Origin of the sequence: Vibrio pomeroyi, assembly GCF_024347595.1 — a bacterium.
Classification (GTDB): domain Bacteria; phylum Pseudomonadota; class Gammaproteobacteria; order Enterobacterales; family Vibrionaceae; genus Vibrio; species Vibrio pomeroyi.
This window is the reverse complement of record NZ_AP025507.1, coordinates 120,135-138,800: the sequence shown is the minus strand read 5'-3', so window position 1 is coordinate 138,800 and position 18,666 is coordinate 120,135. Positions and strand designations below refer to the sequence as shown.

Below are 18,666 nucleotides of genomic sequence, written 5' to 3'. Positions count from 1 at the left end.
ATCAATATCATTTGATCTTTTATTTCGTTAAGTGATTTAATAGCAAAATAAAATACTATCAATCCAATAATAAACTAGGTGAATCGGTCGAAGAAATGCACAATAAATTTTTAATATGCAAATTGTCACTAGCTATCTCTAGTGTCTTAATGGTCGCTGGATGTGGGGGAGGTTCAGACGGGAATAGCTCAGTTGGAACGCCTGCCTCAGGCTATGCCTATCAAGGTTCATTAGTATGTGCTGATGCAGATCTGAATGGCGTATGCAGTGACCAAGAAAAACAGCTTGAAGAGGTTTCTGGGTACGCTAAACAGAGGCAATATGATGGTGCAATTTTAACCGCTTCTCCCAGCATGGAATTGGTGACACCCTTCACGACTTTGATTCATAGCGAGATGATGTTTAACCCCGGCGTAAGCAATGATGTTGAACAAGCAAAAGCATCACTTCAGAGTAAATTAGGGGATCATGTTGGCATCAATTTCAGTGTGCTTGATACTACCTATGGACCTAAAGATTTATCTGATTTGTTGCTAACTTCTTTGAAAAAGGCACAAACGGACGGTAAACAATCTTCCTACACAAATATTGCTCACGCGTTAGATATGATGATCGAACATAAAACTCTGGATTTATCGGCGATTGATGTTGCTGGAGCGGTGTCGAGACACCTGCAAATTGAAAATTCATTAGTGGTAAGAGGCTCTCAGTCAGTACCAGAATTATATGCTGCTAAGTCGATTGCGTTGAATCCTGCGAACAGCCAGATAGTGTTCGTAACGGCGGACGATGTGGTTATGCAGATTGATAGTTCGTCACGCAATAAACCGGTGACAATCAATGGTGACCCAGCTTCTCAAACGGCTTCTGATTTGGTTAGCATTCGTTCATACGACGATGATGATGATGATGATGATGACCACGATGGCGATCATGGAAGTGGTACTGGCGGTGGGGAAACTACGGTAGATGCAAATGAAATAATCCAGTTAGTGCCAGCGTTAAATGGTGTTCAGGCTTACAAAGTTTACAAGCCGACAGCTTACGTTTCACCGACAGCGAGTGATATTTGTAATAGCCAAGGCGCTAATGGTGTTTTCCTCACGAGTCTCAATGATTCGAATAACAACAATGTCGGCGTCAAAGCTTTTGCGATTGATACATACAGCAGCCGTAGTGGAGGTACGCTTCCGCCCATACCAAAACCTAACCCTGCAGTTCAGCCTAAATCGAGTGAATCGTGCATTAACGATAACTTTGCGGCAGTGATCCCTCTGTTACAAAGCGGCTCGTTGTTGGCGATTAAAAATACTGGAAGCTCGATATACTCACAGCAAGAACTCAAATCGTTAAGTGCTAATAAGCTTGATATGAAAAGCTGGAGCCATGCGTTGAAAGCTTCTTCGCCGCAAGTCATGCCATCTTATGACGAAAGTGAAGCCGTGATTGTCTATAAAAACTACTTCTCAAACAGCAATTTAGCCGCAGAAATTATCGATACTTCGAACCTTTCTACTAAGATGACCATTGATAAGTTGAACCTCAAAACAGCCAATATTGTCGTGAACCAGCAGATACTGTTGGGGCTGGATAGCAATAAGGTTGAGTGGGTGTCTAATTCAATACAACAAACCGTACTTGGGGAGCTGATCGTTGATGCTGAAATTAGCAAGATAGCGACATCTCGTGATGGAAAAACCAGTGCTATTACAACCGCAAACTCTCTTTATATCGTAGATAACCAGACGAGAACCTTATTGGCCAAAGAGTCGTTGAGTAGCAATGGCATCAAATCTTTATATGTGTTGTCTGAGAAGGTAATCGCTTTAACGTCTTCAGGCGCTGACTATTATCAGTTCCGCAATATCAGCGGCCCAGCCCTCAAGGTTGGTAGCCAATTGGTGACAAAAGAACTCCTCAAAAAGTGGGAAGACAGCGGTAACTCTAGTTGGAGCTCAACGAACTTGGGTTACATTCTTTCTCAAACGGGCACGGAAAGTGAAATCTCCGATCAATTTAAAAACGTAAACCTGTCATTCTTGCCGACGAACGCAACGACCTCTAGTGGTATCTCTGGGGTACATGTGAGCGGTTTAGAGCGTGGAGAGTGGTTAACTTTCTATAAAGGTCTTTAACGGTTAATTACCTTGATGAAGGGAGAGTTTCTCCCTTCTTATTCCTCCTTTTTCATTGCATCCTTCTCTCTACACATAACCACTCATTTCTCCTGTTTATACCTTCTTGTCATATGCATTTTTGGGTTCTATGAACATGAGAAAACAAAAGTTAATCGTTTGTTAATCACCATAAAAGCGGAGTATGATACTGGATTATGATTTAGGATTTGGCTGCTATGAGAGCATCACCTGCGAGCTGGAAAACGCCGCAAAACTTTTTATTACTGATTTCGATTGTTGTACCTATCGCGTTTTCGAGCTGGATGGCTCTGCTTAATAATTTCGTGATAGAGAAAGCGAACTTTGACGGTGCTGATATAGGCTTGCTGCAAAGTGTTCGTGAGATACCCGGCTTCTTAGCGTTTACTGTGGTGTTTGTTTTAGCTTTCATCCGTGAGCAACGCTTCATGTTGATATCGCTAGCGATGCTGACCGTGGGCACGGCGATTACCGGTTTATTCCCTTCACTGACAGGCCTTTTGCTTACCACTATTTTGATGTCGACGGGTTTCCACTATTTTGAAACGCTGAAGCAATCTTTGTCACTGCAATGGCTAAGCAAAGAAGAAGCGCCAGAGATGCTAGGCAAAATGATCTCGGTGGGTGCACTTGCCTCTCTTCTCACCTATGGATCTATTTGGGTGATGTTAGAACAGCTAAAACTCGATTTCGCTTGGGTATATGGCATTACCGGAGGCATCGGCTTCGTTCTGGTGTTGGTGATGACCTTTGGTTTCCCTGAGTTTCAAACCAAGACCCAACAAAATAAGAAATTGGTGCTAAGGAAGCGTTACTGGCTCTACTACGCGCTGACGTTTATGAGTGGCGCGAGAAGACAGATCTTCACCGTGTTTGCAGGCTTCTTGATGGTAGAGAAATTCGGTTACTCTGCTGCAGATGTCACGTTACTGTTCTTAGTGAATTACCTATTTAACTTCTTGTTCGCGAAACGTATTGGACGATTCATTGGTGTAGTTGGTGAGCGCAAGGCGTTGATCTTCGAATATGTTGGTTTGATCGGTGTGTTTGTTGGTTATGGCTTGGTGCAAAGTGCTGAGTGGGCGGCTGCGCTGTACGTGGTCGATCATCTGTTCTTTGCTTTGGCGTTAGCGATTAAAACCTACTTCCAAAAAATTGCAGATCCAGCAGACATGGCATCAACCGCAGGTGTCTCTTTCACCATCAACCATATCGCGGCGGTTGTTATTCCTGTCGCGTTTGGTGTGATTTGGTTATCCTCTCCTGCAACGGTTTTCTATATTGGTGCGGCGATGGCGGCGGTTTCTTTGGCGCTATCTTTAAACATTCCGAAGAAGCCTGAAGAGGGCAACGAAGTACGAGTGTTTAGCTGGCGCTAGACTGCGATAACTCTGGCGAGATAAACAAAAAAGCTCCAATAGCGATATTGGAGCTTTTTTGTATGTGCTAGCCAAAAGTGTAACGCTCTAAGCTGCTTGCTCTTCTAACGAACCCGAGAAACGCTTCTTGTAGGCTCGCAGCATGCTTAGGCTGAATATCGCAGTGACAGTTTCTGCAAATAAGATGCTCGCCCAAATTCCTTGTTCTGGGAACAGCTTTGGCAAAATGATGATGCCTAATGCAACGAATACAAAGCCTCGTCCGAGAGATATCAGTGTTGCTTGCTTAGGTTTAGCCGTTGCCTGAAACAGGTTGGCGATCACCAAGTTGACTCCCATCAGTGGTACTGCAAAGAAGAAGAAGGTTAACGCTGTTGCTGATAGTCCAATCAAGTCACTTGAGGCACCCAAATAAAAGGCAGCGATTTTCGGTGCAAACAGATACACCAAAATCATAAAGACTAAGGCACTGCCTACCGCACTTTTTAGCCCAAGGCGGAAGATTTCATCGACACGTTTAGGCTGGCTTGCACCATGATTAAAGCTGATAATTGGCTGGCAAGCTTGTGCGATTCCGACCATCACAAATAGGGCAAATACACCTACATTTGCTGTTAAGCCGTAAGCAATAATGTGGTTCTCACCGAATTGATGAAGTAACACATAGTTGAACAACAAAATGGTCATTGCCGCCGTCACTTCGATGAAGAAGGTCGGGGTACCGATCTTGAGGATACTTGGTACTTTATTGAAACCAATCCCTTTTAAGCTCAGCTCTAAGGTACCTTGTTTACGTACGAAGTGGCTCAATAAAATGCAGGCGATCACGACTTGTGAGATGGCTGTGCCGTAGGCTGCCCCTTTCATGCCCCAACCAAAATCCAAGACGAAGAAGTAGTCCAATACAAGGTTAACCACAGCGCCGATCGACATAGCATACGTCGCCAGTTTCGGGTTGGTATCGTTACGCACAAAACACGACATGACCCATGCCAATGAATACAACACAAAGAATGGCAACATGACGGATAGGTAATCGTGAGCAAGTTCAGCCATGTAACCCGTCGCGCCCATCAACACCACCATTTCATCCAACCAAAACAAAGCAGCAGTGACTGTTACGGTGCTAAACAGAGCAGTAACCAGCATGGATTGGCTAAACAGAGTTTGTCCTGAAGACACATTACCTTTGCCGACTTCGATCGACATAAGTGCAGCGCCACCAATACCTACCATCATTGCGATGGCAGTAAATATAGAGAAAGCAGGGATGGTTAACGCGATAGCACCGAGCCCGTCTGGGCCAACACCATGCCCCACGAACCAAGCGTCTCCCATGATGAAAAGAGACTTGATCACCATGCCGGTTAGCGCAGGCCAAAGGTACTGATAAAAGGATTTAGAAATTGGATCGGTTTTTAGGTTGATGGCCATTTGAGCAAGCTCCCAACAAATTGGATGTAACCAAAGTGGATATAATAAAGAGGGAGCATTATCGGAACTTAACTGGATTCTAAAAAGGGATTATCTGCGTGTTATGTTGCACTATCTGCACATCGAGCTCGAAACTCTGCGGGGGATTCGTTCATCTGCCCACGATAAAAACGGCTGAAATAGGCAGGATCTTCGAAGCCGAGTCCAAACGCGATGGTTTTGATGGTCTTGGTGGAAAATATCAATTCTCGATTCGCTTCTAAGATGATTCGGTCGTGAATTAGCTGGGTAACGGTTTTGCCTTTGTCAGCCTTGACGATTTCGTTGATGCGTTTGTTGGTTATCGACAGCGCTTGCGCATAAAAGTCGCAATGTTTGTGGGTGGTGTAGTGTTGCTCAATCAAATCGACAACCTTGTTTACTCGGCTGTCACGCACTTCGCCTTTCAACGAGGATTGGGTTGCGAAGCGCAATATATAGCGTAAAAAGCTATTAACGAGCGACTCCACTAAATCCCAGTCGCTGTCCTCTCGCTCACACTCTTCTTTGATCATGGTGAAAATAGGCAGCAAGTAGTGGTTGCCTTCTTCGTTGCAGTCCAAATAAGGCGGTCGACTTTGATGCATGGCAAAAACGGTATCGACCAGCTGTGTGTTGCGATGATTGGTTTTGACAAAACCTGGGGTAAATACCAGTAAACGAGCATTTTCTCCCACCAGTTCAGAGCGGTGAACCTGACCCGGAGCAATGGTAAAAATACGTCCGACTTTGTTGTCGTAGTCAACGAAATCAATACTCTGACTGCCATGGTTATCCACGCACCACACCAACTCCCAATACTCATGTCTGTGTGGTTCTAAGAACGTATCATCACTGTTAGATAGCTCAGCAGCGCGACAGGGCTGACCTTTGATTAGACGAACGTGTTTAATGGGAGTTCTCATGACATTCCTTTGTTGGAGTGAGTGCTGTGTAGATAACGGTAACAGTCGCTGCTCAGCTGACTCTAATGTAGTCGATAGTGACTTTTAAGTCATTTACTTGGTGTGATTAGCTATGAGTGACGAAACAGGCTAGAGCATGTACAGAGGGAGTGAGGCGGAAGTTTAACTATGCATAACGATTAAACCCCTAGAAGCTCATTGCAAGCTTCTAGGGGGAACTAACACAGAGCTTAGTTGCTGCTCGCTGTTTTCAGCGAAGAACGTAGCTTGAAGATGCCCTTAGGTGCCTTGGTCAACAAGATGCCACAAAGCAGCGGAATCATCATAACCAGTGATTGTTCAGATAGAACTTCACCATTGATGTAGCAAGAGATCAGTAGCGCCACCACTGGGAAGATTAGAAAACAAATAGATGCTTGGAACGGCGTCGAAACTTGACCTAATTTGAAGTAAGCCACAATGCCGCCGACACTCGCTACAAAGCCTAGGTACACGACCGCTGAGATTGAATCCCAAGTGAAAGATTCAACATTCACGTTTTCGCCTGCTGCCGAAACCGCAAATAAGAATAGAGAAGCAATTAAGCTCGGAACAGCGTTGTAGGTCAGTACTTCGATACCTTTACAGTGCTTTTGTACCAACACATACATCACCGCGTGAATAGCAACCGCAAGACCTAAGCAAACCGTACCGATAAGGTAGTCATCGCCACCCATCTGCATTTCGTTACCAAGGATTAAACACAGGCTCACAACAGCAGTAATCAGGCCGAATATTTGATGCTTAGCTAAGCGCAGGCCAAGGAACAACCCCGACATCAGCATCACCGCGACTGGCATGTTGGCGAAGATGATCGACGCCAAACCAGAAGAGATGTATTGCTCACCGTAGATCATCAAAGTGAACGGAATAGCAAAATACATCAGTGCCACAATCAGCAGCCATTGACGTTTACCCTTAGGAAAAAGCAGAGGTTGGTTGAACACTTTCGCCAATACCGCAAGCAACGGTGCGGCCAGTAAAAAGCGTAATGCAGTGGCAAAAATAGGTGGGATAGAATGCAATGCCACTTCCATAGCGAACCAAGTGGTTCCCCAAATTAAGCAAACAGAGACAAAAAGCAAGATAGTTAGCGACTTCGAATTCATGGTGACTACTCATTAATAATTATTTTAAATCATAGGCTTGTAGCGCCTTAATGACGTGGCACAGTATAAGTAGGTCACAGGAGAAAAATTTTGCCTTTTTGTCTCTAATTGAAATGAAATGGAGAAATTAAATCTCTAATATAATCTTTCAGGGTAAATAATTTTCACAAAAAGAGATTAAGATAAAGGCATTATTCTTTGTAAGGTCTAATTTTGACGAGTAGATGTATGATTCCGCAACGTAAGATAATTGACAGGTTTTCTCGATTTCGGAGTCTTGTGGGCAGTGGTGTTTAGATAACGTCCGTAAAAAACGCTACTGACAACAAACTTATAGCATAGAGTGTTGAAGGTTTATTTGGTTCATGTTCATACTGAACTAAGAACGGCAAAGCATGGAAATGAGGTAGGGCATTTGAAAAACACAATCGACTTAAATTTGTATCGATTTTTGGATTTGCTTTATGAGCAACAGTCTCAGGCGAAGGTATGCCATATTCTGGATATAAGCCGTGCAACGTTTAATCGTCACCTTTCGGATTGTCGAGACTTGTTTGCTAATGAGTTATTCATTGCAACCAAAGGTGTTTATGCGCCGACCCTGTTCACCACTCAACTAATGCAGGTGGTGAAAGAGCCGCTAGAAAAGCTAGAGCAAGCGCAGCAAATATCGCAGTCGTTTATTGGTACCGATTCGAATATTGAGTATGTTTTTCATGCTGCGAATCCATTGAGCACACTGTTTACGGTTCCTCTGTTGCAAGGTCTTACCAATGAGGAGTCAAAGCCCAAAATATCGATGATGGATTGGTCGTTAGATGGCGTTGAATTTCCCAAAGCGGGCACCTTGGCGATTGGTGTTTCAGGCTATCCAAATGAACTCAATGATCGCATTGTTGAGCGAAAAATGGGGTCGTTAGAATTGTTTGCTTATGTGGCCGATACACATCCTCTAGCCAAAAATGAGACCATCGACCTCAACCAGTTAGAGAGCTTTGATACGGTGCGTGTTTCGATGGGGTCATTGGATGCGAACTCCTACTACGAGCGCCTAAAAAAGCGCACAGGCTTGGTATTGCAGCAGAAGCTGACTGTGGCATCGGTCTCCTCCGCGTTGGAATGTGTGCAGGTGAGCCAGTATGTGTACGTTGGCTTTGATATGGATTTGGCTTCTATCCCAAGTGGGCTCAGTAAACGTCCTGTGCTATTCAATGGCGAAGCGGTGACTTTTGATGTTGGTATTCAGTATCACCGTGCTTGTTATCAGCACCCAATAGTCAAACGGATTGAGCAGATCTTGAGTGAGAGCCTAGAGAGCAGTTGTTCATATAGATGACAACAACAAAAAAACGCGCCGATGAAGGCGCGTTTTTTAGTCTCTACAGCTTGTTTCGTTAAGTCTGGTTAGTGTTACAGCTTAACTTCTTCAATGTCGCTTGGCTTCCATGTTTGGTCATACCAAGCTTCTTGAGGGCCGTAGAGTCTTAGAATCGTGAACCAACCTTTGCCTGGAACCGTTTCTATCCAGTTCGCTTCTTTGCCTTTTGGCGCGGTAGGGCCAAAGTACAGATCAACCGAACCATCTTTGTTTTCGATAAAATCATCGCGCTGATTATTCTTACTTGGCAGCGGTTGGCTGGTTTGTAGCTCTGAACGCGTTTGCGTGTCGTAAGCCACAATAGACCAGAAGTTCTTAGCCGGAACATTCGCTGGAATATTCAATTTATAGTGTTTGCCACCATCGAAGTATTCACCGTCTTTCGCTTGGTCAAGCAGCGCATATTGAGAGCCCTTTTCGATAAGCTTTAGAGCCATCGCGGGTGTATTTACCGTCGCTACATAGAAGAAGTAAGAGCGTGCATCTAGGTTGCGTCCACCTTCACCTTGGTCGACTAACCATTGGTAATCTTTGCCGATAAACGCCGTTTTCCATAGACGGTCTTCATAGATGTAAGCTTTCTTGTCTCTTGGCTGGAAGTACAGGGATCTAGCTGTTGCGTTACCAATCGCGACACCATCTTTCATCAGCTTTTTCATGCGTTCATCGGGCGCAAAAGGTTTGTTCTTTTGAATGCCAATGCTCGACATTAAACCACGCAGCTCAGGGTCGATGAATGAAATCGGCTCTTTATCTAGCACGGTTTTAATCTCTGTGTAGAAGTGCTCGTCATTTGCATGAATGGTATTGAACGATTTACCACTCCCCGAGATGAACTCCATTTTCGGTTGGTCATCTTTCTTCGCTAGTGGGTAGATTTTAAGTTTCTCTTTATAGGCTTTCACTGCGGCATCGGTCTTGCCATCTTTCAGGAATCCGCGAGCAATGAACCAGTTGGTGTAACTGGTCGATTGTGAAACAAAGTAGCCTTCAGGTACTTCGCCTTCGTAACCTGGAGGAAGAATCAGGTATTTACCGCCTTTGCCTTTGTCTGGTCCCACGATGCCTAGGTCGGTAACAAAACGGAAGAACGCATCGTTCACCGTCGTTGGTCCCATACCTTCGGGCACTTCAATGACGGTTGGGCCATCTTTTTCAAGGTCGAGGAAAACTGAAGCATAAACGGTGTCGGTGTTACCGGTTAGAAATAGCGGATTCGAATCCATCAAGTTATTAAACACCACTACTTGGTTTGATGATGTTGAACCAATCTCAGCATGACCAACGCGCAGTGCTTCAACCGAAGCCATTGGAATCGCATTGAGGAACACCTCTGTTGAGCGAAGCGTATCTAGGTTGTCATACAGCTTTTGCGCAGTTTCAGCCGTTGGTGCACCATCTTTAAAGTTCAGCTCACCGATGCTGGTTTGCACCGTATCCGGCGTCATAATGCTTGGCGGAATATCGGTATTGTAGTTTTCCGTAGCCAGTACTTGGTGTGAGATAAATAGACTGCTCGCCAACACAAGTGCTTTCAGCTTCGACTTAATCATGATGTCACCTTTCAGTTTCGTTTCGATGTACTTACTTTATGCTAGTCGAAAAAACATGTCTGATACGCGATAGGCTCAAAAATGAGCTTCAAAGTGAGGAGCAATGTGCAAGGGTTGGAAGACGCTCGCAGAACGGTTTGGATACGCTGTAATAAACAGTTCTATAGACAAAACAAAGCCCGCACTTGGCGGGCTTATTCGTAACTGCCTAAATCTTTTTATTGCGTAACGGGTTTGACCGTTTTGGTTTGTCTTATTGCAAGAATCAGTTGTGGTAGCAGTGACATCACGATCATGCCTGTCATCAGCGAGTATTGCACCGCAGTGAAGGATTCGCCCATCAACACCATACCTGTAACGATACCTGCCACTGGGTTAGCGATGCCACCGAAGGTGAAGTCAACCACAGACATACGTTGCAGCAACCACACATACATGCCGTAACCAAGCGCCGTATTGAGCCCAATCACCCAAACCAAGCCCATCGCATTGCGAGTGTCGAAATGAGTCACAGCGTTAACATAAGGTTGTGGGTCGATGAAGGCGTGAACGCCAGAAGCGACAGACAAAATTGTACCGCCCAAAATCAGCTGCCATGTGAGTACCTTCCACCAGTGCATGCGATTACCCAGTGATTTGGTAATGCTGCTGCCGATAACGATACACATGATTGCGGCAAACATTGCGCCTAAACCGATAGGGTTTAATGCTATTTGGCTTGGGTTGAATAGAATCCAAGCTAAGGTGATCAAGCCAATACCAGAAAGGGCTTGAATCAAATGCGGGCGCTGCTTTTTCACTACCCAATGGAAGATCATTGCGAACACAGGTACGGAGATCATACCCACGCCTGAAATCGCAGAAGGCAGGGTTAATGCCATCACAAAGATCAAACCAAAGAAGGTCGCGATGTTGATAAGGCCTAGAGTGAAAATGATCTGCCACTCGCCTTTTTTCGGCAGTGTCTGCTTTACCGCTAGCAATAACAAACCAGCAGGTAATGCACGCAAAGCACCTAATAATAATGGTGGCCACTCCTGTAGCGTAAATTGCGTCACTGCATAAGTTGTTCCCCAAAAGAATGCGGGAATCATTGCTAATAATATGTTCATCTAAAATATCTTTACGTTAAGATAACTATTGTGTGAACTGTATACTGAGAACTAGTGGTTGTAAAGTATCTTTATGTTAAACTAGTTTAAAGTAATCAGACTAATAACGGAGCTAGATTGCAAATGGATGCTATCGACCGCGTTGTAGAGCAATGGGCAAAGGAAAAGCCCGAATTAGAAACTGAGCCTATGGCAATGATGGGCCGGATTATGCGTATTGCCAAGTATATGGAAACGCAAGTTGCTGACCTTCATAAAAAGTACGACATGAAATTGGGCGAGTTTGATGTATTGGCGACCTTACGACGCTCTGGAAAGCCTTACCGACTAACGCCCTCTGAGCTTATTGGGTCAATGATGCTGACATCCGGTGCGATGACCAATCGTCTTGATAAGCTAGAAGCCAAAGGGCTAATTAGCCGAGAGCACAGTAAAGAAGACCGACGAAGCGTGAGTGTTAAACTGACCAAAGATGGCCTAGTTCTGATCGATGAGATGATGACTGAACATGTCGAGATGCAGAAAAAGCTGGTTAAATCTTTATCTGCTAGTCAGAAGAAAAACACCAACCAACTTTTAAAAGCGTGGTTGAGTGCTTACGAGTAATCACTGGTTGAATCGGTTTACTGAATTTAGTGAACTGAACGAGCTTCATTTGATTTGAAAACCGAAGTGATGAGCTTCGGTTTTTTTGTGGCTTCAATTTGGTGTCGCGCTGTTTAGGATCTTTTTAGTCAGTTTGAGCCGATGCTCTCCAGCACTTTTCTAACTTTTTTAAAGCGAGTGTTTTTGCCTTCCCCATGTTGCCTATTTGCCACGCAAGCACGATATCAACGGTTCTCGCGTGGCCAATTTCTACTAAACTTCCAGCTTCTAACTCGGCGGTTATAAGTTGTTTAGGTAGAGTGCCAATGCCAAGGTTACGTTGAATTGCCGTCAGCTTACTAGTCATTGAACTGACCGTACTGGTTTTTTGGTTTAGTAAGATGTTTTTGGTGACTTTAGGCGCTGACTTAGCGGTATCGGCCACTGCGATGATTGTGTGCTCACGCCGTGTAGATTCACTGAGCGGATTTGGTTCATCTAAAATGGGTGCGTTTTTTGCGGCGACCCAAATCATTTCTACACTGCCGATAGTTTTAATATTCACAGTATTCGGTAGCTCGATATTGGGCATCGATGAGATGAGAATATCTGCTTTTCCTGAGGTTAATGCCTCCCAGCCTCCCGACAAAATATCCTCTTGGACATACAGTTGCGTGCTGCATTCTGTTGCCATATCAGCGATTAACGACAACGCAATATTTTGCCCGATAATGCCGTCATAGGACACAAACAGCTCACTTTCCCAACCACTGGTAAAACGTTGTATTTGGTTTATGAGCTCATCTGATCCTGCCAGCAACTGTCGACCATTTTCCACCAACATTTGTCCTACCTGAGTAAACACGGCTCTGTGTCCTGACCTATCTAAGATCAAGATGCCAAGTTCGTCTTCTAATTTTTGAATCTGGTAACTTAATGCAGAAACGGAACGATTGAGGTGTGCAGAGGCTGACGAGTAAGTTCCCTCTCGTTGTAGAACATCCAATATTTGTAAGGTGTCGAGCGGCAGTGTCTTCTTCAGAGTCTTCATAAAATCAATAAAAATGGGGCAAGAGTTTCAATGAATTTAAGGCAATGGTAACAGCATTGAGGTTGTTCAATCTTCGGAATTAGTCAGTAATTTGTATGCGAGTATGTCTACTAAAATTTCAAACAAGTTGTTCTATTTTTCTCGTTATCATCTTAATGCTAAGTCGAATAATCTATCGGCAATGAAACTTATCAAGGCTTAGAACTAACTATGAACACCAGATTGAACGACACACTGACTTTTTTCGCTCGTATTTTATTGGCTTACTTGTTTATTCAAGCCGGTTGGGGAAAGCTATTTAGCTATGAAGGAACTGCGGGATACATGGCATCTCAAGGCGTGAGCGCTTACTTGTTGCCTTTGGTTATTTTGCTTGAACTCGGTGGCGGGCTTGCGATTCTAGCTGGATTTATGACTCGCTTTACCGCGTTCTCGATTGCGTTTTTCTCATTGGTTTCTGGTGTTATGTTTCATTTCGATCCAAGTTCATCGGGTCAAATGATTCACTTCTACAAAAACGTCTCTGTTGCTGGTGGGTATCTGGCGTTAGCGGCACTGGGCGCAGGGTCGTTTAGTCTTGATTACTGGCTGTCTAACAAGTTGAAGCAAGAAGCCAAATGGACACGTTTAATGGTTTTTGTTCGTTAGTGGTCTTAATCCAATTAAAGTTTATTCGTTCGTGTTGTTGGCGCAACTTATGAATAAAAAACCGAAGCTCAAGGCTTCGGTTTTTTCGTTTGTGAGTTCCGTGAATGACTGAACTTAAGCTTGCAGCATCTCGTCACTGAACAGCTCTGCGCAGCCAATTCCGTTGATGGCGCAGCTTTCATCGATGTCTGAGATATCACCGCTGACGCCAATGGCTCCGAGTACCGTTTTATCTTTGTCTCTTATGAGCAGCCCCCCAGGTACAGGCACCATGTTTCCGTGTGCGAGTACATTTACGGCGGAGATAAATGCTGGTCGGTTGTCAGCATCTTGGGCGAGTTTTCTCGAAGAACACCCCAGTGCGAGTGCGCCCCAGGCTTTAGCAATGGCGATATCAGGTCGCATCATGCTGGAGCCATCTTGACGTTGCAGAGAAATCAGTTTGCCACCGCTATCTAAGACGGCGACCGTCAAAGGTTCTGTGTGAATCTTGTTTCCTGCTTTTAAGGTGCCATCGATGATGGTTAACGCTTGTTGTAGAGTCAAACTTCCCATGTTATCTCCTAGTTTTTCAAGGGGCTGTGTACCAAGCTAAGTCAGCCAATTATTACTCTTATTCATGAATACCATTGACTGATTCAGCTTGGTACAAGAGTCCTAACTGGACTCTTGTAATAGCCCATAGCTGGGTAAAGTTAGGAAGGCAGCGAACTCTTCGGCTGTAGAAAGTTGATAGAAAAGATCGGCTGTCTCTTCAAATCGACCTGCTGCATAGCGCGAGTCTCCGACTTCGTGTTTTATTGTGTCTAACTCTTGGTAAAGCCAAGAGTGGAAAAGTTGTTTGGTAAAGGTTTGCCCGTCATCCAGCGTGACGCTATGATGGATCCATTGCCAAATGTTGGCTCTTGAGATCTCCGCGGTGGCGGCATCTTCCATTAGTCCGTAGATAGGTACACAGCCGTAGCCTTGGATCCAAGCCTCGATGTAATACAGCGCTATACGGATATTCTTGCGCACGCCCGCTTCGTCGCGACTGCCTTCACATGGTTTGAGCAAGGTGTCGGCATTGATGGTGTGTTCAGGGCTTTGGAAATCCATTTGATTCACTTTGCCATCAAGATGCTTGTCGAAGATCGACATCGCTAAATCAACTAGGGCAGGGTGCGCGACCCATGTGCCATCGTGTCCGTTTTGCGATTCTCTTTGTTTGTCTTCAATAACTTTGGCGGTCACACGCTCCATCTCTTGCGGATCTTTTGCTGGAATGAAAGCAGACATGCCACCCATCGCCAGCGCACCACGAGCGTGACAAGTACGAACCAGCAGCTGGCTGTAAGCGTTTAGGAACTCTTGATCCATGCCGATCCCGTGACGGTCGGGCAAGATACGATCTTTATGATTTTTCAGTGTTTTGATATAGCTGAAGATGTAGTCCCAGCGGCCACAGTTCATCGCAACGATATGATCACGCATTGCGTACAAGATCTCTTCCATTTGGAAGACGGCCGGCAGCGTTTCAATCAATACGGTCGCGCGGATGGTGCCTTTTGCTACGTTGAAATAGTGCTCGGTGAAACTGAAAATGTCGTCCCACCATTGTGCTTCTTCCATGCTCTCAAGCTTGGGAATGTAGTAGTAAACGCCTAAGTCTTGCTGCGCACGTGATTGATAGTTGTGGAAAAAGTACAGCGCAAAGTCCATCAAACAACCAGCGATAGGTTGATTGTTGAATTGAATGGACTGTTCAGGCAAATGAATCCCGCGAGGACGAGCAATCAATAGAGCAGGATCGTTATTTAATTGGTAGCTCTTCTGTTTCTTCTCATCGAAATAGCTGATGGTGCCCAAGTTGGCATCTCTTAGGTTAATTTGCCCTTCGACCATGTTGGCCCAAGTTGGAGAAGACGCATCCTCAAAGCAGCACATGAAGACTTTCGCGCCCGAGTTTAATGCGTTGATCACCATCTTTCTTTCGATAGGACCAGTGATCTCTACTCGGCGATCCAGTAATTCTGGCGGCGGTGTTGCGACTTTCCACTCTTTATTCTGACGAATAGAGATAGTGTCCTTTCTAAAATTGGGTAACTCACCGTTATCGTATTGAGCTTGTTTAATGTCGCGATCATTTAGCAGGGCATGACGGCGATCTCCAAACTTGTTAACGATAGCTTCTAAGAATTTCAATGCATCTTTAGACAAGATCTCTTTGTACTCGGGGTTGTCCATATTCCCAAGTACCTGCATACACAGCGTTTCTTCTCTTTCTTTCACGTCATTCATCATTGTTTGTCTCCTTTACACAATGTGATGTCATTTTGTATACAAAATGCTCTTTTTAACGATATTTATATTGTAGAAATTGTAAACAAGCAAATGGTATTTAACATTTATTTATCATTTAATCTTTTTGTGATTTATTTTTACGTAAAGATATTTTATGTAAAGCAATGAATTGTAAGCTTTTCAGGCTTAATTGCTGTTCAATAGGATAGGTTGATGTAACAAAAATGTTTCAAATTGGACTTGATAAATGCTGAGGATGATTCATAGTACACAAAAGTTAGTTTAATTGTATACAATCTGAACTGGAGGTTCGAATGGCAATTATGAAAGCGATTGAAGCAGCGGTAGAAGTGCTTAAACGTGAAGGAGTAGACATCGCATTTGGTGTTCCCGGCGCAGCGATAAACCCAATGTACGCAGCGATGAAAAAGCTCGGAGGAATCGACCACGTCTTAGCTCGACATGTAGAGGGTGCCTCACATATGGCTGAAGGCTACACACGTACTAATCAGGATAATATTGGTGTGTGTATTGGTACTTCTGGCCCGGCAGGAACGGACATGATCACAGGTCTTTATTCTGCATCAGCTGACTCGATCCCTATCCTATGTATCACTGGTCAGGCTCCGCGTGCTCGCCTTCATAAAGAAGACTTTCAAGCGGTCGACATCGAATCGATTGCTAAGCCAGTCACTAAGTGGGCAACCACGGTACTGGAACCTGCTCAAGTGCCGCGCGCATTTCAAAAAGCCTTTCATTTGATGCGTTCTGGACGCCCCGGCCCTGTGCTGATTGATCTACCTTTAGATGTGCAGTTGGCTGAGATTGAGTTCGATATTGATACCTATGAACCGCTAGAACCTTACAAGCCACAAGCAACACGCGCGCAGGTTGAGAAAGCATTAACCATGATGTCTCAATCGGAGAAACCTTTGATTGTATCCGGTGGTGGTGTGATCAACGCAGGTGCATCTGAGCTGCTACAGCAGTTTGCTGAGATCACGGGTGTACCAGTGATTCCAACCTTGATGGGGTGGGGTTCTATCCCAGATGACCACGAGTTAATGGCAGGCATGGTGGGGCTACAAACTTCTCACCGTTACGGTAATGAAACCATGCTGAACTCTGATTTCGTGTTTGGTGTGGGTAACCGCTGGGCTAACCGTCATACCGGCTCTGTCGATGTTTACACCGAAGGTCGTAAGTTTGTTCATGTCGATATTGAACCGACCCAAATCGGCCGCGTGTTCTGTCCTGATTTAGGCATTGTTTCTGATGCAAAATCAGCACTTGAGCTAATGGTTGAAGTGGCGCAAGAGTGGCGTGATGCTGGCAAATTACCAAATCGAAATGCTTGGGCAAGTGAGTGTCAGGAACGAAAATCGACCATGCTGCGTAAAACCAATTTCGATGAAGCGCCAATGAAACCGATGCGCGTTTATGAAGAGATGAACAAGGCATTTGGTCGTGATACTTGTTATGTGAGCACGATTGGTTTGTCGCAAATTGCTGCCGCTCAGTTCCTGCATGTTTATAAGCCGCGTAATTGGATCAACTGTGGTCAAGCAGGCCCGCTTGGTTGGACAACACCAGCCGCATTAGGTGTACGAGCGGCCGATCCAAATCGCGATATCGTTGCTATCTCTGGTGACTACGACTTCCAATTTATGATTGAAGAACTTGCGGTAGGTGCGCAGTTCAACTTGCCATATATCCATGTGCTAGTGAACAACTCCTACCTAGGCTTGATTCGCCAAGCGCAGCGTCAGTTTGATATCGATTACTGTGTACAACTGGCATTTGATAACCAAAATGCGCCAGAGCTTGAGGGCTACGGTGTCGACCATGTAGCGGTTGTTGAAGGCTTAGGTTGTAAGGCGATTCGAGTTCGTGAACCAGACCAAATTGCAGCAGCGTTTGAACAAGCCAAAGAGCTAATGAATAAGCACAAGGTGCCTGTGGTGGTTGAGCTGATTCTGGAGCGAGTGACTAACATTGCGATGGGCGTAGAGATCAACGCCATCAACGAATTTGAACCACTTGCCGAAAGCCGAGACGATGCGCCAACCGCGCTAGCGTACAAATAATCACAAAATAATGTGTATCTGTAGAGCCGAGATTGGGCTCTACGGAAAGCCTCCATTAGAGCGAGGCTTTATTACCAATAACCAGATTTTCAAAAATAAAGAATAAGGACAGAGTCATGGCAAAATTTGCAGCAAACTTGTCAATGTTATTCACGGAAGTTGATTTTATGGATCGCTTTGAAGCTGCCGCTGAGGCGGGTTTTCAAGGTGTGGAATACCTTTTCCCATATGCCTTTGATGCGGATGAGATTAAACAAAAGCTTGATGCTAATAATCTAGAGCAAGTGCTATTTAACTTGCCTGCTGGGGATTGGGATGCTGGCGATCGTGGTATTGCGGTTGACCCAGCACGCGTTGAAGAGTTTCAAGCGGGCGTGCCTAAAGCGATAGCCTATGCCAAGAAACTTGGTTGTAAACAGGTGAACTGCTTAGCGGGTATTGTCCCACAAGGCGTTACTCCGCAAGACGCTCAGGCGACCTTTGTGATTAACCTTCACTACGCCGCAAATGCGTTAGCTGCAGAAGGCATTAGCCTAGTGATTGAAGCGATTAACACGCGCGATATTCCAGGCTTTTTCTTGAACACCACGGAGCAAGCGAAAACCATCATTAAAGAGGTGGCAAGCGATAACCTTTCTATCCAATACGATATCTATCACATGCAGATTATGGAAGGCGACCTTACGCCGACCATGCAGCAGAACATTGGTCAAATTGCTCACGTGCAGTTGGCAGATAACCCAGGCCGACACGAGCCGGGTACCGGAGAAATCAATTATCCATTCGTACTGAACTACCTTGATGAGCTTGGTTATCAAGGTTGGGTTGGCTGCGAATACAAACCGAAAACGACAACGACAGAAGGCCTTGGTTGGCTAAACCAGTACCGTTAATTGCGTCTGGTAACC

The 18,666-nt window shown here is 44.9% G+C and carries 15 protein-coding genes; 7 read left to right on the top strand and 8 right to left on the bottom strand.

The genetic code is table 11. The features are described from left to right. Positions 1–149: 149 nt before the first annotated feature. Positions 150–2,135, top strand: a complete 1,986-nt coding sequence (locus OCV12_RS16820) for a hypothetical protein (RefSeq protein ID WP_261887137.1) — start codon at positions 150–152, stop codon at positions 2,133–2,135. A gap of 218 nt (positions 2,136–2,353) precedes the next feature. Next, positions 2,354–3,535 (top strand): MFS transporter, encoded by a 1,182-nt coding sequence (locus OCV12_RS16815; RefSeq protein WP_261886613.1) that lies wholly within the window; start codon positions 2,354–2,356, stop codon positions 3,533–3,535. 87 nt (positions 3,536–3,622) lie between these two features. Here the strand turns inward: OCV12_RS16815 and OCV12_RS16810 are convergent, their stop codons facing one another. From OCV12_RS16810 to OCV12_RS16800, 3 genes are all read right to left on the bottom strand, one after another. Beyond that, a complete protein-coding gene (locus OCV12_RS16810) occupies positions 3,623–4,969 on the bottom strand; it encodes an MATE family efflux transporter (RefSeq protein ID WP_261886612.1) in 1,347 nt (448 codons plus the stop codon). A gap of 101 nt (positions 4,970–5,070) precedes the next feature. Continuing rightward, a complete protein-coding gene (locus OCV12_RS16805) occupies positions 5,071–5,913 on the bottom strand; it encodes a helix-turn-helix domain-containing protein (RefSeq protein WP_261886611.1) in 843 nt (280 codons plus the stop codon). 230 nt (positions 5,914–6,143) lie between these two features. Beyond that, entirely contained in the window at positions 6,144–7,061 is a 918-nt protein-coding gene (locus tag OCV12_RS16800) for a DMT family transporter (protein ID WP_261886610.1), read from the bottom strand. 415 nt (positions 7,062–7,476) lie between these two features. Here OCV12_RS16800 and OCV12_RS16795 point away from each other — a divergent pair, with 415 nt between their 5' ends. Next, positions 7,477–8,397, top strand: a complete 921-nt coding sequence (locus OCV12_RS16795) for a LysR family transcriptional regulator (protein WP_261886609.1) — start codon at positions 7,477–7,479, stop codon at positions 8,395–8,397. Positions 8,398–8,471: 74 nt separating this feature from the next. Here OCV12_RS16795 and OCV12_RS16790 read toward each other — a convergent pair whose 3' ends face one another. After that, positions 8,472–9,992: a DUF1254 domain-containing protein gene (locus OCV12_RS16790; protein WP_261886608.1), complete on the bottom strand. Its 1,521-nt coding sequence runs from the start codon at positions 9,990–9,992 to the stop codon at positions 8,472–8,474. Between the two features lie 218 nt (positions 9,993–10,210). Next, positions 10,211–11,104, bottom strand: a complete 894-nt coding sequence (locus tag OCV12_RS16785; RefSeq protein WP_261886607.1) for a DMT family transporter — start codon at positions 11,102–11,104, stop codon at positions 10,211–10,213. A 123-nt stretch (positions 11,105–11,227) separates the two neighbouring features. On the opposite strand from OCV12_RS16785, the gene OCV12_RS16780 reads away from it, so the two are divergent. Then, positions 11,228–11,710, top strand: a complete 483-nt coding sequence (locus OCV12_RS16780) for a MarR family winged helix-turn-helix transcriptional regulator (RefSeq protein ID WP_261886606.1) — start codon at positions 11,228–11,230, stop codon at positions 11,708–11,710. A 124-nt stretch (positions 11,711–11,834) separates the two neighbouring features. Here OCV12_RS16780 and OCV12_RS16775 read toward each other — a convergent pair whose 3' ends face one another. Continuing rightward, entirely contained in the window at positions 11,835–12,740 is a 906-nt protein-coding gene (locus OCV12_RS16775; protein ID WP_261886605.1) for a LysR family transcriptional regulator, read from the bottom strand. A 210-nt stretch (positions 12,741–12,950) separates the two neighbouring features. Between OCV12_RS16775 and OCV12_RS16770 the strand changes: the two genes are divergently transcribed. After that, a complete protein-coding gene (locus tag OCV12_RS16770; protein WP_261886604.1) occupies positions 12,951–13,388 on the top strand; it encodes a DoxX family protein in 438 nt (145 codons plus the stop codon). Positions 13,389–13,502: 114 nt separating this feature from the next. Here the strand turns inward: OCV12_RS16770 and OCV12_RS16765 are convergent, their stop codons facing one another. Further along, positions 13,503–13,943 carry a GlcG/HbpS family heme-binding protein gene (locus OCV12_RS16765; RefSeq protein WP_008220964.1) on the bottom strand — a complete coding sequence of 147 codons (441 nt, stop codon included), beginning with the start codon at positions 13,941–13,943 and terminating at the stop codon, positions 13,503–13,505. 102 nt (positions 13,944–14,045) lie between these two features. Next, complete coding sequence (aceB, locus tag OCV12_RS16760) at positions 14,046–15,671, bottom strand: malate synthase A (RefSeq protein WP_261886603.1); 1,626 nt, start codon at positions 15,669–15,671, stop codon at positions 14,046–14,048. Between the two features lie 314 nt (positions 15,672–15,985). Here aceB and gcl point away from each other — a divergent pair, with 314 nt between their 5' ends. Both gcl and hyi read left to right on the top strand, forming a co-directional pair. Continuing rightward, a complete protein-coding gene (gene gcl / locus OCV12_RS16755) occupies positions 15,986–17,758 on the top strand; it encodes a glyoxylate carboligase (protein WP_261886602.1) in 1,773 nt (590 codons plus the stop codon). A gap of 116 nt (positions 17,759–17,874) precedes the next feature. Continuing rightward, on the top strand, positions 17,875–18,651 hold the full coding sequence (gene hyi, locus OCV12_RS16750) for a hydroxypyruvate isomerase (RefSeq protein ID WP_239848981.1): 777 nt from the start codon (positions 17,875–17,877) through the stop codon (positions 18,649–18,651). Positions 18,652–18,666 lie beyond the last annotated feature (15 nt).

Bases quoted from the DNA above. Each gene is read 5' to 3' on its own strand.
- OCV12_RS16820 (WP_261887137.1), top strand. From the start codon at position 150: ATGGTCGCTGGATGTGGGGGAGGTTCAGACGGGAATAGCTCAGTTGGA.
- OCV12_RS16815 (WP_261886613.1), top strand. From the start codon at position 2,354: ATGAGAGCATCACCTGCGAGCTGGAAAACGCCGCAAAACTTTTTATTA.
- OCV12_RS16810 (WP_261886612.1), bottom strand. From the start codon at position 4,969: ATGGCCATCAACCTAAAAACCGATCCAATTTCTAAATCCTTTTATCAG.
- OCV12_RS16805 (WP_261886611.1), bottom strand. From the start codon at position 5,913: ATGAGAACTCCCATTAAACACGTTCGTCTAATCAAAGGTCAGCCCTGT.
- OCV12_RS16800 (WP_261886610.1), bottom strand. From the start codon at position 7,061: ATGAATTCGAAGTCGCTAACTATCTTGCTTTTTGTCTCTGTTTGCTTA.
- OCV12_RS16790 (WP_261886608.1), bottom strand. From the start codon at position 9,992: ATGATTAAGTCGAAGCTGAAAGCACTTGTGTTGGCGAGCAGTCTATTT.
- OCV12_RS16785 (WP_261886607.1), bottom strand. From the start codon at position 11,104: ATGAACATATTATTAGCAATGATTCCCGCATTCTTTTGGGGAACAACT.
- OCV12_RS16780 (WP_261886606.1), top strand. From the start codon at position 11,228: ATGGATGCTATCGACCGCGTTGTAGAGCAATGGGCAAAGGAAAAGCCC.
- OCV12_RS16775 (WP_261886605.1), bottom strand. From the start codon at position 12,740: ATGAAGACTCTGAAGAAGACACTGCCGCTCGACACCTTACAAATATTG.
- OCV12_RS16770 (WP_261886604.1), top strand. From the start codon at position 12,951: ATGAACACCAGATTGAACGACACACTGACTTTTTTCGCTCGTATTTTA.
- OCV12_RS16765 (WP_008220964.1), bottom strand. From the start codon at position 13,943: ATGGGAAGTTTGACTCTACAACAAGCGTTAACCATCATCGATGGCACC.
- aceB (WP_261886603.1), bottom strand. From the start codon at position 15,671: ATGATGAATGACGTGAAAGAAAGAGAAGAAACGCTGTGTATGCAGGTA.
- gcl (WP_261886602.1), top strand. From the start codon at position 15,986: ATGGCAATTATGAAAGCGATTGAAGCAGCGGTAGAAGTGCTTAAACGT.
- hyi (WP_239848981.1), top strand. From the start codon at position 17,875: ATGGCAAAATTTGCAGCAAACTTGTCAATGTTATTCACGGAAGTTGAT.